At 57.7% G+C, this 15,982-nt stretch carries 17 protein-coding genes; 7 read left to right on the forward strand and 10 right to left on the reverse strand.

What is annotated here, in order from left to right; translation table 11 throughout:
- Positions 1–41 precede the first annotated feature (41 nt).
- The 3 genes from FCL49_RS22670 (at position 42) to FCL49_RS22680 (ending at position 1,844) form a co-directional block, all read left to right on the forward strand.
- On the forward strand, positions 42–1,052 hold the full coding sequence (locus FCL49_RS22670) for a LacI family DNA-binding transcriptional regulator (protein WP_174355225.1): 1,011 nt from the start codon (positions 42–44) through the stop codon (positions 1,050–1,052).
- A gap of 139 nt (positions 1,053–1,191) precedes the next feature.
- The gene (locus tag FCL49_RS22675; RefSeq protein WP_174355226.1) at positions 1,192–1,536 is read left to right on the forward strand and encodes a type II toxin-antitoxin system RelE/ParE family toxin; all 345 of its coding nucleotides are present in this window, start codon (positions 1,192–1,194) and stop codon (positions 1,534–1,536) included.
- A gap of 5 nt (positions 1,537–1,541) precedes the next feature.
- Positions 1,542–1,844 carry a helix-turn-helix domain-containing protein gene (locus FCL49_RS22680; RefSeq protein ID WP_135317878.1) on the forward strand — a complete coding sequence of 101 codons (303 nt, stop codon included), beginning with the start codon at positions 1,542–1,544 and terminating at the stop codon, positions 1,842–1,844.
- Between the two features lie 32 nt (positions 1,845–1,876).
- On the opposite strand, the gene lysA is transcribed toward FCL49_RS22680, so the two are convergent.
- Positions 1,877–3,139, reverse strand: a complete 1,263-nt coding sequence (lysA, locus tag FCL49_RS22685) for a diaminopimelate decarboxylase (protein ID WP_174355227.1) — start codon at positions 3,137–3,139, stop codon at positions 1,877–1,879.
- A gap of 256 nt (positions 3,140–3,395) precedes the next feature.
- Here lysA and FCL49_RS22690 point away from each other — a divergent pair, with 256 nt between their 5' ends.
- Positions 3,396–4,319, forward strand: a complete 924-nt coding sequence (locus FCL49_RS22690) for a LysR family transcriptional regulator (RefSeq protein ID WP_135317784.1) — start codon at positions 3,396–3,398, stop codon at positions 4,317–4,319.
- Here FCL49_RS22690 and FCL49_RS22695 read toward each other — a convergent pair.
- Positions 4,309–5,463: an MFS transporter gene (locus FCL49_RS22695; RefSeq protein WP_174355228.1), complete on the reverse strand. Its 1,155-nt coding sequence runs from the start codon at positions 5,461–5,463 to the stop codon at positions 4,309–4,311. The two genes, FCL49_RS22690 and FCL49_RS22695, sit on opposite strands and share 11 nt — an antisense overlap.
- A 315-nt stretch (positions 5,464–5,778) precedes the next feature.
- On the reverse strand, positions 5,779–6,687 hold the full coding sequence (locus FCL49_RS22700) for a LysR family transcriptional regulator (RefSeq protein WP_174355229.1): 909 nt from the start codon (positions 6,685–6,687) through the stop codon (positions 5,779–5,781).
- Positions 6,688–6,796: 109 nt separating this feature from the next.
- On the opposite strand from FCL49_RS22700, the gene FCL49_RS22705 reads away from it, so the two are divergent.
- On the forward strand, positions 6,797–7,681 hold the full coding sequence (locus FCL49_RS22705; protein WP_174355230.1) for an MBL fold metallo-hydrolase: 885 nt from the start codon (positions 6,797–6,799) through the stop codon (positions 7,679–7,681).
- A 74-nt stretch (positions 7,682–7,755) separates the two neighbouring features.
- Positions 7,756–8,406: a DsbA family protein gene (locus tag FCL49_RS22710; protein WP_017893828.1), complete on the forward strand. Its 651-nt coding sequence runs from the start codon at positions 7,756–7,758 to the stop codon at positions 8,404–8,406.
- 48 nt (positions 8,407–8,454) lie between these two features.
- On the opposite strand, the gene FCL49_RS22715 is transcribed toward FCL49_RS22710, so the two are convergent.
- Positions 8,455–9,162, reverse strand: coding sequence for a tetratricopeptide repeat protein (locus FCL49_RS22715; RefSeq protein WP_174355231.1), 708 nt, complete (start codon positions 9,160–9,162; stop codon positions 8,455–8,457).
- A 190-nt stretch (positions 9,163–9,352) separates the two neighbouring features.
- Here FCL49_RS22715 and FCL49_RS22720 point away from each other — a divergent pair, with 190 nt between their 5' ends.
- Complete coding sequence (locus FCL49_RS22720; protein ID WP_174355232.1) at positions 9,353–11,089, forward strand: ABC transporter ATP-binding protein/permease; 1,737 nt, start codon at positions 9,353–9,355, stop codon at positions 11,087–11,089.
- A gap of 40 nt (positions 11,090–11,129) precedes the next feature.
- Here FCL49_RS22720 and agaF read toward each other — a convergent pair whose 3' ends face one another.
- From agaF to agaR, 6 genes are read right to left on the reverse strand one after another with little or no spacing between them, the layout of a single operon-like run.
- A complete protein-coding gene (gene agaF / locus FCL49_RS22725) occupies positions 11,130–11,564 on the reverse strand; it encodes a PTS galactosamine/N-acetylgalactosamine transporter subunit IIA (RefSeq protein WP_174355233.1) in 435 nt (144 codons plus the stop codon).
- Positions 11,565–11,574: 10 nt separating this feature from the next.
- Positions 11,575–12,468 carry a PTS system mannose/fructose/sorbose family transporter subunit IID gene (locus FCL49_RS22730; RefSeq protein ID WP_174355234.1) on the reverse strand — a complete coding sequence of 298 codons (894 nt, stop codon included), beginning with the start codon at positions 12,466–12,468 and terminating at the stop codon, positions 11,575–11,577.
- Positions 12,458–13,237, reverse strand: coding sequence for a PTS N-acetylgalactosamine transporter subunit IIC (gene agaW / locus FCL49_RS22735; protein WP_174355235.1), 780 nt, complete (start codon positions 13,235–13,237; stop codon positions 12,458–12,460). The genes FCL49_RS22730 and agaW overlap by 11 nt, the downstream gene beginning before the upstream one ends.
- Before the next feature lie 13 nt (positions 13,238–13,250).
- Positions 13,251–13,727 carry a PTS N-acetylgalactosamine transporter subunit IIB gene (gene agaV, locus FCL49_RS22740; protein ID WP_174355236.1) on the reverse strand — a complete coding sequence of 159 codons (477 nt, stop codon included), beginning with the start codon at positions 13,725–13,727 and terminating at the stop codon, positions 13,251–13,253.
- A 1-nt stretch (position 13,728) separates the two neighbouring features.
- Complete coding sequence (locus FCL49_RS22745) at positions 13,729–15,012, reverse strand: D-tagatose-bisphosphate aldolase, class II, non-catalytic subunit (protein ID WP_174355237.1); 1,284 nt, start codon at positions 15,010–15,012, stop codon at positions 13,729–13,731.
- A 23-nt stretch (positions 15,013–15,035) separates the two neighbouring features.
- Positions 15,036–15,809 carry a transcriptional repressor AgaR gene (agaR, locus tag FCL49_RS22750; RefSeq protein WP_085118645.1) on the reverse strand — a complete coding sequence of 258 codons (774 nt, stop codon included), beginning with the start codon at positions 15,807–15,809 and terminating at the stop codon, positions 15,036–15,038.
- Positions 15,810–15,982 lie beyond the last annotated feature (173 nt).

A 15,982-nucleotide genomic window follows, 5' to 3' on the forward strand; every position in this document is an offset into this window, starting at 1 on the left:
GCATTATTTGCCACAGCGGATGTTGAAGGGGTAAGCCATTGATGATCACCATGTTGGATGTTTCCATTCGCGCGGGGGTATCTAAAGCCACGGTTTCACGCGTGTTGAATGGCACCGGCCAGGTGAAAAAGAGCACCCGCGACGCGGTGTTCAAGGCCATGGACGATCTGGGCTACCGCCCGAATTTCCTGGCCCAATCGCTGGCGAATAAAAGCTCCAACAGCATCGGGCTGGTGGTTTCCAACTTCGATGGCCCCTACTTCGGCCGTCTGCTGCGCAAAGCCGCCAAGCTGATCGAGGCCAGCGGCAAGCATCTGATTGTTACCGACGGCCACGACACGCCGGAAGACGAGCTGCAGGCGGTGCAACTGCTGGCCGATCGCCGCTGTGACGCCATCATCCTGTATACCCGTTTTATGTCCGAACCCACGCTGATGAAGCTGTTGGACAGCCTGCCGGTGCCGATCATGGTGATCAACCGCGATCTTCCACAAGCCCGCGCGCGCTGTGTGTCCTTCGAACAGCAGGAAGCCGCCTTCCATGCGGTGAATTATTTGATTCAGCAAGGGCACCGCGAGATAGCCTGTATTACCGGGCCGATTGCCACGCCGACCGCCCAGGCTCGGTTAGCCGGTTATCGGCAGGCGCTTGAGCATCACGCCATTGCCTTCGACGACGCCCGCGTAGCCTATGGTGACAGCAGCGTACAAAGCGGCCATCAGGCCGTGCGTAATTTACTGACCAAAGGTAGCGGCTTTAGTGCCCTGTTCGCCTGTAACGACGACATGGCGGTCGGCGCAATGAAGGCATTGCACGATGCGGGCAAACGCCTGCCACAGGATGTCTCACTGTTCGGCTTTGACGACGAACCCAGCGCCGCCTATTTGCAACCGGCGCTGTCTACCGTTTATCTGCCGATCGACGTGATGATCGAAGCCGCCATCAGCCAGGCTTTCCGCCTGATTAAAGGGGAGGATATACAGCCACTCACTCCTTTCACCGGTGAACTTCGGCTGCGGGAATCCGTGGTACCCGGCCCCTACGCCATCTGACTTGTTTGGGCGCTGCCACCGATTGCGTGCCGCGCCGCATTTCCTCCGCTTCGATTTTCTTTCCCTGCCGGTTAGCTGCATATTGTTGCCACAATAGCCTTTACACTATATAGCATAGGAGCTATATTCGGAGCGTCGCATGTGGCAGGTCGTGACCGTCGAACGATTCGACGACTGGTTTTTATCATTAAACGACGATGAGCAAAAAAGCCTGTTGGTGGGCATCTTTAAACTGCAGGAATTTGGCCCCTTGCTGGCGCGTCCGCATGCCGACACGCTGCATCACAAAGGTCAGATACAGCATCTGAAAGAATTACGCATTCAACATCGCGGTCGCCCGTTTCGGGTTTTCTTCGCATTCGACCCACAACGACAAGCGGTGCTACTGTGCGGCGGCGACAAAACCGGCGATAAACGCTTCTATCAGCGGCTGTTGCCCATCGCTGCCAGAGAGTTTTCACATTATTTGGCAACCCAGAGGTAAAGCAAATGGCCAAGCCTTTAGCAAACCTGATCGATAAACTTGACCCCGCCGTGGTTGAGGCAGCGAGACAAAAAGCGGACAAGGAAATTTTTGAGCTGCGGCTGGCGATGCTGCGGGAAGAACTGGCGGTTTCTCAGGTGGAACTGGCGAAACGGCTGGGTATCAGCCAGCCTTCGGTCGCCAATCTGGAAAAGCGCGGCAGCGAAATCAAGCTTTCATCGCTGAAACGCTATATTGAAGCCATGGGCGGTACCTTGTCGCTGGAAGTCCAGCTTCCCAACGGTCAGCATAGGCGAATGACGTTGTAAAACGGGCGCAGCACCGAACTGCGCCCAAATCATCAGATCAATTCCAGTGCAATCAGCTCTTCAATGGTCTGGCGGCGGCGGATCAAGCGCGCTTCGCCGTTTTCAAACAGCACTTCCGGCAGCAGCGGACGGCTGTTGTAGTTCGATGACATTGACGCGCCATAGGCACCGGTGTCATGGAACACCAGATAATCGCCGACCTGCACCGGCGGCAGTTCGCGGGTTTCAATGCCACCACCGGCCTGTTGGGTAAAGACATCACCGGATTCGCACAGCGGCCCGGCAATCACGGTATCGCGCAGCGGCTGGTGGGCAGTATCGCGGCCATCGGCCGGCAGCAGAGAAATATGGTGGTAACTGCCGTACATCGCCGGACGCATCAAATCGTTAAAACCGGCATCCACCAGCACAAAGTGACGGCTGCCCATGTCTTTCACCGCGCGCACCTCGGCCACCAGCACCCCAGCCTCCGCCATCAGGAAGCGCCCAGGTTCAATCTCCAGGCTGACCGGATGACCCAGGTGGGCGGCAATGCGCTCACGGGCACTGTTCCACAGGCCAAAATAGTGTTCGGTATCAATCGCCTCTTCACCGTACTGATAAGGGATAGACAGGCCGCCACCGGCGGAGATGGCGCTGACATCCTGACCGAGATCGATCACCTGCTGCACCATGGCATCACACACCCGCTCCAGATGCTGGTAATCCACGCCCGAACCGATATGCATATGCACGCCAATCAGTTTCAGGCCGTACTGTTGAATTTTCTCCACCGCCTGCGGCAAATCGGCATACCAAATGCCGTGCTTGCTGTTTTCGCCGCCGGTATTGGTTTTCTGACTGTGGCCGTGGCCAAAACCTGGGTTGATGCGCAGCCATACCGGGTGCTCAGCAGAAACCTGGCCCAGTTGCTCCAGCATGTCGACTGAACCGACGTTAACCGGAATTTTCAATTCGCTGACGCGTGCCAGGGTCGCGTGATCCAGCACATCGGCGGTAAACACGATCTCACTTGGCTCACCACCCGGCTGGAACCCGGCCTGCAGCGCACGCTCAATTTCCCCCAGCGACACCGAGTCCACCTTGACGCCCTGCTCACGCATCAGGCGCAGAATATGGATATTCGAGCAGGCCTTCTGGGCAAAACGGACAACATCAAAATGACGCAGTTGGCTGATGCGCTCGCTAATGATAGCGGCGTCATAGGCCCAGACCGGGCAACCAAAGCGCTCAGGCAAGGTCAACAGGTTAGCGGCATTGAGGGCAGTCGTCGTATCGTGTAAAGCACGTGGCATAGTAGTGTTCCCGAATCAAAATTTGCTTACCCGTCGCCTTTCAAGCCGCAGCGTTGTTACCTGCACTCGCTCACCGCAGTTACTTACTTAAGTAAGCGCCTGGGGATGAGCGAGCTGGTCGCCTAGCTGCAACTTGAAATCCATAGGGTATGGTTGAATACCCCAATATTGCCGCACGCTTTCCTGGATGGAAAATATCTATTTAGCCAGAGTCTATTCATTTATGATATGGCTTTGCTGATTAAAAGAGCTGCCGATGCACGCGATAACGCTACGCCAGATTGAAATCTTCTATGCGGTGATGACCACCGGCAACCTGACCGAAGCCGCCGCGCTGCTGCAAACCTCGCAGCCCACCGTCAGCCGTGAGCTGGCGCGCTTTGAGAAGCTCATCCAGCTGCAATTGTTCGAACGGGTACGCGGCCGATTATCCCCAACGGTGCAAGGCCTGCGGCTATTGGAAGAGGTGCAGCGCTCCTACTACGGTCTGGATCGTATCACCGCCGCCGCCGCCAGTATCCGCCAGTTCCAGCAGGCTCAGCTGTCGATTGCCTGCCTGCCGGTGTTCTCGCAATCACTGCTGCCCGCGGTGTGCAAACCTTTTATCGATCGCTATCCGGAAGTGAGTTTCAGCGTCATACCGCAGGAATCACCGCTGCTGGAAGAGTGGCTGTCAGCGCAGCGCCACGATTTGGGACTGACAGAAAATACCCTGACCCCGGCAGGGACCGAGCGCATGACGCTGATGACTCTGAACGAGGTGTGCGTGCTACCGGCGGGGCATCCCCTGTTGGCGAAAACGGTGTTGACGCCGCAGGACTTTGCCGGACAAAACTTTATCAGCCTGTCGAACACCGACAGCTATCGCCAACTACTGGATTCGTTGTTCAGTGAGGAAGGGGTCAACCGCCGACTGGTGATGGAAACCCACAGCGCCGCATCGGTCTGCGCCATGGTGAAAGCGGGAGTGGGAGTGTCAATCGTTAACCCGCTGACGGCGCTCGATTACGCTGGCAGCGGTGTCCACGTGCGGCCATTCAGCGTTGAAGTGCCCTTTACCGTTAGCCTGATCCGGCCGCTGCACCGCCCATCGTCGGCGCTGGTCACGGCCTTTACTCAGCATTTGCAACAGCAGGCGCAGACACTCCCCGCCCGTCTGGCAGCGGTAATTACACGCTAGCCGGACGCTTGGCGCGACTGAAGGTCACCAGACAAAGTACCAGTCCCAGCAGCGCGATCCCCGCGGCCGCCAGCGGTACGCTGGTCAGGCCCAACCCCTGCGCAATCACCACGCCACCAACCCAGGCACCAATCGCATTGCCGACGTTAAACGCAGCAATATTTAGCGTAGACACCAGATTCGGTGCCTTTTTACCGTAGGTCACCACGTTGATCTGCAATGCAGGCACCGCGGCAAACGCCGCAGCGGCCCACAGGAACAGGGTGATTTCCGCCGGTACCATTGAGTGACTGGTCCAACTGAACAGCGCCGCGAAACAGGCGATCACCAGGAAAGTACAGGTCAGAGTGAGCGGCAAACGCCAGTCAGCCAGACGGCCGCCAAGGATATTGCCCAGCGTCAGGCCAACCCCCATCAACAGCAGCGTCCAACTCACGCCATGTGAGGAAACCCCGGTCACTTCGGTCAGCAACGGGGCAATATAGGTAAACAGCGCGAACATCGATGCGGCAAAGGCCACGGTCATCAGCAGCGAAAGCCAGATGCCGCCGCCTCGCAGTGCCGTCAGCTCTTTTTTCAGGTCAGTCGGCTGTTCATCCTTCACCGTCGGCAGCTTGCTATACAGCGCCAACAGGGATAACACGCCGATCACCGTCACCGCCCAGAAGGTTGAGCGCCAGCCCAATGCTTGCCCCAGCGCGGTGCCGAGCGGCACCCCCAACACGTTGGCCAATGTCAGACCGGTGAACATCAACGCCACGGCGGAAGCCCGACGGTTTGGCACCACCAGGTTAGCTGCTACTACAGCGCCAATGCCGAAGAACGCACCGTGGCACAGGGCGGTGATAATGCGCGCCAGCATCAGGAAATCGTAGCTGTAACTCAGCGCACACATAATATTGCCGAAGATGAAAATCACCATCAGCAGTAACAGCGTCTTTTTGCGCGGCAGCTTCGCCGTTAGCAGCGCCATGATCGGTGCACCGATAGCCACGCCAAGGGCATAGCCGCTGATCAACCAGCCAGCGGAAGGAATAGAGACCTGCAGATCCCTCGCGACCTCCGGCAGCAACCCCATAATCACGAACTCGGTGGTGCCGATAGCAAATGCACTTAATGCCAGTGCGAGCAGAGAAACAGGCATGCGTAACGCTCCCAATCAACAAAGCCCCGGCGTCAGGCGCGCGAGGCTGGTAAAAAAACACAAAATTATCGGCCAGCCTGGCAGGCTGCCCGTGGAAAGGTCAGAGAGGATGTTCAAAGAGCCGGGTTATCTATTTAACCCTATAATTATTAAGTCTTATTCACTCTTCTCACGCTACAAAAACTACACGTCGCCCCATCAGTTAACCAGTGACAGAGCCGCGACAGCGCACAAAATGCCCCGGTAAACTCGCTAACCGCTTGAATGCGCTGATGATGAAAAATGTGTGAAAATGTTACTGCGGCGTTAACGATATCAGCGCAGCGTCGCCCGCCAGCCGGCATCGGTGGCAAACCACTCCACTAAAAAGTCCAACATGGTCCTCAGCGTCGCCGGCATCTGTCGACGGGAAGTATAAATGCCGTAAATGCCCATCGACTGGGGCCGATAATCCGGCATCAGCTCAATCAGTTCGCCGCTGCCCAGCAGCGGTGCCGCCGAATAGTAAGGCTGCATGGAAATCCCTGCCCCCTGCACCGTTCCCGCCATCAATACCACCGACTCGTTGGCGCTCAGATTACCGCTGACCGCGACTGCCGACTTCACCCCCTGGTGGTCAAAATGCCACAGGCTTTTACCGAAGTAGGAGTAAGTCAGGCAGTTGTGCAGCGCCAGATCCTGCGGATGACGCGGCGTGCCATGCGCCGCCAGATAGCCCGGAGCAGCGCAGACCACCGAGGCGCAGGTAGACAGCGGGCGGGCGATCAGATTGGGATCCAGCTCATTGGTAATTCGCAGTGCCAAATCGATACGCTCTTCGACCAGATTCACCGTGCGATTATTCATTTGCAGATCCACCGCCACCTGCGGATGACGCTTCAGGTATTGCGCTACCGCACCCACCAACGCCGTCTGGCCCAGCGACTGCGAGCAGGTGATCCGCAGCAGGCCGCGCAGTTCATCACTCTGTTCCCCTTCGACCAGGTCTATTTCCCCCGCCAGCGCCAGCATCTGTCGGCAACGCTCTAATGTGCGCTCACCGGCGTCCGTCAGACTAAGCTTACGGGTAGTACGGTGCAGCAAACGTGCCCCGGCCCATTGCTCCATCTGAGCCAGATAACGCGTCACCATGGCGCGCGACATTTCCAGCGTTTCCGCCGCCGCAACCATGCTGCCACGGTCAACAATGGTGATAAAAACCTCAGCTGCAGTGATGCGATCCATGATTCGTCCGATTTACGCAATGAATAATTGCTCATTATCCGGTTTTTCTATCGCTTTATGCAACCTAACATCTACTCAACATTTAATCGCTACCCAAGGACCTCTGACCATGTTTAACAAATCATTACTGACCCTGGCCTTCGCCGGCATCACCACCTTTAGCGCCTACGCCAGCGCCGCTGACACTCTGACCATGGAAGTGTACAACCCGGGTGAGAAAAGCGTGTTCCCGGTGTCTTCTGAAATCATCAGCGGCAAGCACGAAGTGGCGCTGATCGACGCCCAGTTCCAGCGCAACGACGCAGAAGAACTGGTGAAAAAGATCAAGGCCACCGGCAAGAAGCTGACCACCGTCTACATCAGCCATTCAGATCCGGATTTCTATTTTGGCCTGGACGTGATTAAAGCAGCGTTCCCACAGGCGAAAATCATCGCTTCACCGGGCACCATCGAAGAAATCAACGCCACCAAAGACGGCAAAGTAGCCTACTGGGGCCCAATTCTGAAAGACAACGCGCCGAAAGCGGTCGTGGTTCCACAGGCGTTGCAGGGTGACAGCTTCACCGTTGACGGCCAGAAAGTCGAAGTGAAAGGCCTGACCGGCCCAACGCCGGAGCGCACCTACGTGTGGATCCCGGCGCTGAAAGCAGTAGTGGGCGGTGTTCCGGTCGCGGGCGACAACATCCATCCGTGGATCGCCGATAACCAGACCGTTGAATCCCGCGCACACTGGCAGCAAACGCTGGAAGGCATCAAGGCATTGAAACCGAAAGTCGTTGTCCCTGGCCATTTCCTGCCGGGTGCCGACCAGACGCTGAAATCCGTTACCTTTACCCAGAACTACCTGACCACGCTGGAAGCTGAACTGCCGAAAGCCAAGGATTCTGCGGCACTGGTGGCGGCAATGAAAAAGCATTATCCGAACCTGAAAGATGAATCCAGCCTGGAACTGAGCGCCAAGGTGCTGAAAGGCGAGATGAAGTGGCCGCAATAAGCCCGCCAAAATAAACTGAGCAAAGCGTTACTGCACCCGCCCTTGAAAGGGGGCGGGAATAACGAGGAAGACTTATGACCGGCACGACTCTGCATTACATTTTCGATCCGCTGTGTGGCTGGTGTTATGGCGCAGCCCCACTGGTGAAGGCGGCCAAAACCATTCCAGGGCTGAACATTGCCCTGCATGCCGGTGGCATGATGACCGGCAACAATCGCCGCCAAATCACGGACGAATGGCGTAATTATGTTATCCCGCACGACAAACGTATTGCGGAGTTAACCGGACAAACCTTTGGTGAAGCCTATTTCAATGGCTTGCTGCGTGATACCAGCGCAGTTATGGACTCAGAGCCGCCGATTACCGCGATACTGGCGGCGCAGGCGCTGGCGGGACGTGGGCTGGATATGCTGCATCGCATTCAGGAAGCGCATTATCAGGAAGGTCGACGCATCGCCGATACCCCGGTGCTGGAAGCTCTGGCGAAAGAGCTGGGCCTGGCTTCAGCCCCGTTCATCGCCGAGATGCGCTTTAATGCCGGTGCCCCGACCGCGCAACACATTGCGCAAAGTCGGGCATTGTTGGCCAAAGTTCAGGGACAAGGGTTCCCGACCTTTGCGCTCGAAGACAGCGAAGGCCAGCTACGCCAGATCCCGGCGGGCAACTATCTGGGGAATGTTGAAGCCTGGAAAGAGTTGCTGAGCGGTGCCGCTACCTGGGCATAAATCTGTTTACCCTGTCCGGGCATCCACTCTGTTGGCTGCCTGGGCTATTTACTCAACCCGCACAAAGCGCCCTTCCGCCCGTACGTTAAAACCAAACCCACAGTCGCCTTTGGTATGCATTTGCAGCGCATCCGCCGTGAATTGTATCGCCACATCACAGGCTATCGCGTCCTCCGGCTCCCGCTGACGGTACAGCGCCTTGCCCTGTTCAATCGGCAACACCTCGGCGAACTCACCCATATTCGGGCCGTAATACAACCCCATCTGCGGCATGTAATAACCGGAATAGTCGATCAGCCAGCGACCGTCCTGCGGCTTGACCACCACTTCGCTCCATACGCCGCGCCCGGCATACTGCCAGTAGACGCCGCCCGGTCCATTCGACGGCGGTTGCTTCGCCAGGCGTTGCTGCAGCAGTTTTAAATTATGTTGGGATTTACTGTCCTGCGGTGCCAGTTCCAGATAGGCGCGTGCCTTGAGCAGTTCACCGGCATGCATCAGCGCCAGCGCCACGTTGTTGTAAGCGGTGGCGGTTGCCTGACTGTCGAGACCACAGAACTCGCTCCAGGCGGCCTGATCGCGGAAAACATCGGCAGCGCGTGGGTAATCACCGCGCTGGTAGGCACTTTTCCCCAGCTCGGCATAGCTCGCCACCTTGTGGCAATCGGCATCAATATCCGGCTCATCAATATGTGCCCTGGCCTGAGCGCTGGCAAACGCACCACAGGTCAACAGCAAGGGAACCAACGCCTTCATTACTTTTCCTTTCCGCAGTAAACACCCCAAATTCGGCGCCAGTATAACCGCCATTGCTCCCGGCGGCACCTCTGACGAACCAGGCTTAATATTTCAAACGGTTAGCTGCGTTAGAACTGCTTACAGTCCAGGTTTGTTTGTTACTGGTCCGCGGCTCATGCTGAAGAAAATACAGAATCGACGAGAGCCCATGAACACGACCCCAACCCCCAAACACGCCGTCTGGCAACTGATCAAGCCCTTCTGGGTCTCGGAAGAGAAACTGCGGGCCTGGTCGATGCTGATCGCCATTGTCGCTTTGTCTCTCGGGCTGGTGTACATCAGCGTGCTGATCAATCAGTGGAACCAGGTGTTTTACGACGCGCTGCAAAACAAAAACTATCCGGTATTCAAGGCACAGCTGTGGCGCTTTACCTATCTGGCGCTGATCTTCATCGTGCTGGCGGTTTATAAAATTTACCTGACGCAGGGCCTGCAGATGCGCTGGCGGCGCTGGATGACGGAAAAGTTTATGGGTAAATGGCTGGCGCATCAGGCCTATTACCATACCGAACAGCAACAGATCGTCGATAACCCGGACCAGCGTATTGCCGAAGATCTCAATGTACTGACCCAGTACACGCTGTCGCTGTCGCTCGGGTTGCTCTCCAGCCTGGTGACGCTGTTTTCCTTTATCACCATTCTCTGGCACGTCAGCGGGCCAATGACTTTTGTTATCCATCAGCATGCCATCACCCTGCCCGGCTATATGGTGTGGTTCGCCCTGCTGTACGCGGTGCTGGGTTCGCTGCTGATCTGGTGGGTCGGCAAACCGCTGGTCCAGCTCGGCTTTAATCAGGAGCGCTATGAGGCAAACTTCCGTTTTGGGCTGATCCGTATCCGGGAAAACAACGATGCCATCGCGCTTTATCACGGCGAACCGCGTGAGGCGCAACAGTTGGGTGACCGCTTTGACAGTATCCGTACCAACTGGTGGTCCATCATGCGCATTACCCGCCGGCTTAATATCGCCTCCAACTTTTACAGCCAGTTTGCCATTGTTTTCCCATTGTTGGTGGCGGCACCGCGTTACTTCTCGGGCGCTATCCAGATGGGAGGCATGATGCAGATCGCCTCCGCCTTTGGTCAGGTGCAGGGCGCGCTGTCATGGTTTATCGATGCCTTCAGCGATCTGGCAACCTGGAAAGCCTGCGTTAACCGTCTGGCCGGTTTTAACGCCGCCGTGGATCAGGTTCACCATCAGCAACGTGGCATTCAACTGCAAGCGGAGAACGACCAACCGCTGATCCTCGACCGCCTCAGTCTGCAACTGCCGGACGGTCAAAGTTTGTTGGGTTCAACGTCGGTGACGCTGAAACGCGGTGAGAAAGTGCTGGTCGTCGGCCCTTCGGGCTGCGGTAAATCCACGCTGCTGCGTGCTATCGCCGGGATCTGGCCCTACGGCTCCGGCAGCATTGGCCGCGACGAGGCCAGCAGCGCCCTATTCCTGCCACAACGCAGCTATATTCCCATCGGCACGCTGCGCGAGGCGCTCAGTTATCCGCATCTCGCAGCCGAATACAGTGATGAACAACTGCTGAGAGTGCTGGAAAATTGCCGTCTGAAGCATCTGCAACGCTGGCTGGACACCAGCGCCAACTGGAGCCACCGTCTGTCGCCGGGGGAACAACAGCGGCTGGCGTTCGCCCGCGCCATTCTGACCCGCCCGGACATTTTGTTCCTCGACGAGGCCACCAGCGCGCTGGACGATGAAACCGAGCAGTTGATGTATTGCCTGTTGGTCGATGAGCTACCGCAGGTGACGTTGGTCAGCGTGGCGCACCGCAACAGCGTAGCGAAATACCACCAGAGCTGCTGGCGCTTTAGCCGCGCAGAAGAGAACCAGCCGGCCCGTATGGCACTAAGCCCCCTGCCTATCGCCGGTTAATCAACCGGGTGACGCTCATCGCAGCGTCACCCGGCTTGCCTCAAATGCCGTCGGTCTGTACATCCTCGCATTTTACCCGACGTCTTTCGTGCCACAGGCTGGTCAACCCACGCTTACCGCACTCCAATGCCACTTCGCGGAACTCGTCCAGGCTCAGGCCATCCCTTTCCAGCATCATTTCCGCCGCCAACTGCATATTCACCCCGGTCAGCACCTCACAATCTCCGTGCGCATCCGCCAGTTCGCTGGCACAGCGAAAAGGCGAACCACCGAGCATATCGGTGAGAAATACCACGCCGTCCGGCTGCGCCACTTCGGACAATGCCGAGATCAACGCAGCCTTTAACTCGGCGGTACTCATCTGTTCGGGAAAATTGACCGCAACACAGTACGGCTGCGGCCCCACCACCTGTTCAACCGCCTGCAACAGCCCACTGGCGAAGCCACCGTGGCCGGTAATTACAATGCCTGGCATAAACCGCTCCTCACAATAAACCGATAAACTTGCCCACCACCCCAATCACCACCGTCACGCCAATCAGCTTCACCGGTGAGAAGCCGCGCTTCATCAGGAAGAAAATCAGCAGCGTAAAGCACAGTGGCAACAGATTTGGCATCAGCTTGTCCAGCACATCGGTCTGTAGCGCTACGCTGGCTTTGCCGGCATGCATCACCAGCGGGGTAGAAAGATGAACATAAGAAGCCACCAGTGCACCGATCACCGTCATGCCGACAATCGAGGCGGCGTGGGATATTCGCCGGGTATGGGTTTTCAGCAGCGCCAGCGCGCTGGTACCGGCCTGATAACCATAGTGAGCCAGCCCGAAGCGCAGCCCAAAGTGAAATACGTTAAACAGCAGCAGAAAGACGATCGGCCCAAACAGGCTGCCTTCCAGCGCCAGCGAGGCACCAATCCCGGCGCAGATCGGCAGCAGCGTCAACCAGAACAGCGCATCGCCAATCCCGCCCAGCGGCCCCATCAGCGCCACTTTTACCGCGCGAATGGTGGAGATCTTCTCTTTATTTTGCTCCATCGCCAGCACCAACCCGGAAAGGAAGGTGACGTCAAACGGATGCACATTGATAAACTCCATGTGCATTTTCATCGAGTTGGACAGATCCTGCGGATTGCGGTGGATCTTGCGTAACGCCGGGATCAACTGATACAGCCAGCCACCGGCCTGCATACGCTCATAGTTGAACGACGCCTGCAGCAGCAACGAGCGCCAGGCCATGCGGTTGATATCACCGCGAGTCAGAGCCTCGGCGGGCTGGTTATCGACGTAGTCGTCCTGCTCCACCTGACTGGTGGCCAGCGCCTGCGCCATACGTTTTTCCGCTTTTTGCGCCAGCAGATCGTCGGTATCGTTAAATGCCATCTTCAGCATCCTCCTGGGGGACAGGTTGTTTGAGCGGGTCGGCAGCGGCCCGTTGACTGTTAAAGAAGTCGATCAGGGCGATCGCCAGCGCGCCCAGCGCCACCGCCAGGATCGGCAATTTCAGGAAGGTGACGGAAATAAAGCCGAGGATGAAATAGGCCACATAGGTTTTTTTCATCATCACTTTCATCAGCAGCGAGAAACCAATCGCCGGCATCATGCCACCCGCCACTGCCAGGCCATCCAACAGCCAGACCGGCGCCTTTTGCACCATGGCACTGGCCGCGTCGGCACCGAAATAAATCGGCAGAAACGCCACCACAAAATAGAACGCGAACAGGATGCTGATACCGAGATAGTTCACCCGTTCAATACCGCGCCAGTTCAGTTCTTTCACCATGCGATCGCAGCGATGCATCATCGGTGAAAACAGGGTGAACAGCAGCGTGATACCCCCCTGCACCGCAATCGAAAATGGCACCGCAACGCCAATCGCCACCTTGGGATCGGCTTTGGTAAGAATGGCGAATGCCGTGCCAATCACCCCGCCGATCACCACGTTCGGCGGCTGGGCCCCCGCCAGCGGCACCATGCCCATCCACACCAGTTCCAGCGTACCGCCGACCAGCAGGCCGGTGTAGACATCCCCCAGGATCAGGCCGACCAGCGGCCCCAGAACCACCGGACGGTGGAAGTGGGTCAGGCCGTCGAACAGATCGACCCCCGCCAATCCGGCCAGCAGTGCAATCAATAACGCATCAGTCAACATGATTTCCCCCAACTCAAAACAGCAGTTTGCCGACGGGCTCACCCGCTTCATCCGGCACCCGGCGCACCTCACATTCGACGCCCAGCGCCGCCAGTTCGCGAAAGGCGGCCACGTCACCCTCATCCAGCGAGACCGTTTTATGCACCTGCCGCTTGCCCTCGGCGAAATGCATGTTGCCGACGTTGACGAAATGGATCGGTACCCCGCCCTGCACCAGCCGCAAAACATCCTGCGGCGTTTTGCACACCAAAAAGATCTTCTGGCGATCCGCCGCCTTGTGGATCACGTCGATGGTTTTCTGCAGCGTGAAGTAGCGCGTTTGCACCCCCTCGGCCACCACCATGTCCATCAGGTTCTGCTGCACCGGATCGGCCGCCGCTTCATCGTTGGCCACCACCACCAGATTGGCTCCCAGGGTGTTGGTCCAGGTAACGCCGACCTGGCCATGGACCAGTCGGTTATCAATGCGGGTCATCAGGATATTCGGCATTTCAATGCACCTCCGGGTAACAGGCAGCGTGATAATCATCGAGCACCTGCGTGACCTTGTGCATCACCCAGTCCTGCGGATCGTTGCTCAGCTCACCAGCATTCATCGCCCGGGCCTGATCGGGCAGATATTGGCTTAACAGCGCCAGCGGCACCGGATTGCGACGCAGGTTGTCGATCAACCCCTCGACCGCTTGCTGAACCTGTGGCTGCGGCCAGTAGTAACGCACCCGGTCGCTCAGGCTGTAATGGCGGTCGAGATATTGTTGATGTGGATTGCCGTGGTAGTAGCGACTCCACTGCTGCGGCTGCTCGCGCATCACCTGTTCCAGCGTGGCACACAGCTGCGCCGACTGATGTTCGCCCAGCCATTCACGTTCAATATGATCCAGGGCGAACAGCGCCTCACGCAGGGCAAAAGTCAGCGCCGGACCGACTTTCAGGATGGCGAAATGGTCGCCCACCAGTTGCCGGTAGGCCTGCGGGGGTTGGTAATCCGTTGAATGTGCCTCGTAGACCATGCCCGGCTGCCGTTCGATAAAGCGGCTAAGCTCATGGGCCCGCTGAGGTTGGTAGTGTTCTACGCTGTGATGATCAAACTCCACGCCCGGTTGTACCACCAGCGCAATGGTTCGCCTCCAGGCGTCAACCAGTTCCGCTCGCTGCCAGGCCAGGCGATGTACCTCAAGCGTTTGCTGTACTGCCTGCGGTGTGGTGACCTGCATGCCTTCCAGCGCCTCCTGCGCGCCGCCCGGCACCGGCACTTCGGTACCTATGACATACACCGGTGGCTCACCGCCGCTTTCCTGCCAGGCTCGTTCCGCGACGCTGCACAACCGGGCCGCACGAACGGCCACGGTTTCATCATTCAGTGGGAAGGGATCGCCCACGCAGGACATGGAACAATCGAGGTGAATTTTGCGAAAACCGGCGCGGACATAATCGTCGATCAGCGTTTCCGCCAACTGCATGGCTTCTTCTGCCGGTCGATCCTGCCAGGCATTGGGGCCGAGATGATCGCCCCCCAGCCACAGACGGTCACGCGACAGCCCGACTTCATCCGCCAGTTGCCAGAGCGCATCGCGGAACTGCTGCGCCGTTTGGCCGGTGTAACCACCAAACTGATTGACCTGATTCGAGGTGGCCTCAACCAGCACCGGCGTGCCACGCGCCCTGGCCTGCCGCAGGGCCGCTTTCAGCACCCAGGGGTGAGCGGAACAAACGGAAAATACGCCAACCGGTTTTCCGGCCTTGTGCTGCTCAACAAGCTGTAACAACTGCTGCATGAAACCCCCACGCAGGCGCCGTACTACCGATCGGCGATGACAACCTCCACGCCCAACTCGGTTAACGCCCGCTCGTAATCGTCCGGAAGAAGGCTGTCGGTAATCAGCCGATGAATTTGTCCGGCTTCGCGGATCATGCAAAAGCTCTTGCGACCAAACTTGCTGGCATCCGCCACGGCGATGATCTCGCGCGCCACCTCGCACATCACGCGATTGAGGTGGGCCTCACCGGGGTGAGGCGTGGTGATACCGGCAACCAGATCGAAACCGTCGACACCCAAAAACAGTTTGTCGAAGCGGTACTGGCGCAATTGCTGCTCGGCAGCCGGACCGTAGAGCGAGTAGGAGTTACGGCGCACGCTGCCGCCCAACACCATCACCTCTGCCCCATCGTTACCTGAAAGCTCATAGGCAATGTTCAACGCATTGGTCATCACCACCAGGTCGCGTCGCCCTTTGAGGAACGGCACTATCTGGGTAGTGGTGGAACCGGAATCGAGGATCAGCGCATCGCCATCACGCACATAGCTGGCCGCTACGCTTGCGATCTGCGACTTCACGTCGCGGTTTAACCGCCCTTTGTCATGCAACGGGCGATCGAAGGCGAATTGCTGATTGAGCATCGCGCCGCCATAAGCCCGCAGCGCACACCCTTTTCGTTCCAGAAAGCGCAGATCGTTGCGGATCGTCACCGTGGATACTGCAAACTGTTTGCTGAGCTGCTCCACGCGCACGCTGCCGTGCTCGCATAACAGATCGATAATGTGTTCACGTCGCTTTGCGGTATTCACTGGCATGAGCTGCGGTCCTCAGGTTTCCGGCCGGGCCGGGGAGAAGATGGCTTTCGCTCTACTGCGCTGGCATTACAGCAAAGCGAAAGCAATGAAATTGTGATCGGGGTTACAGCGCTGTTTTAGCAGAAAAAGCGGCTAAAAACCTTTCGGATCGAAATGAAGTGAAAATATTAAAC

This window comes from Serratia proteamaculans, assembly GCF_013337185.1.
In the GTDB taxonomy this organism is placed as follows: domain Bacteria; phylum Pseudomonadota; class Gammaproteobacteria; order Enterobacterales; family Enterobacteriaceae; genus Serratia; species Serratia proteamaculans_D.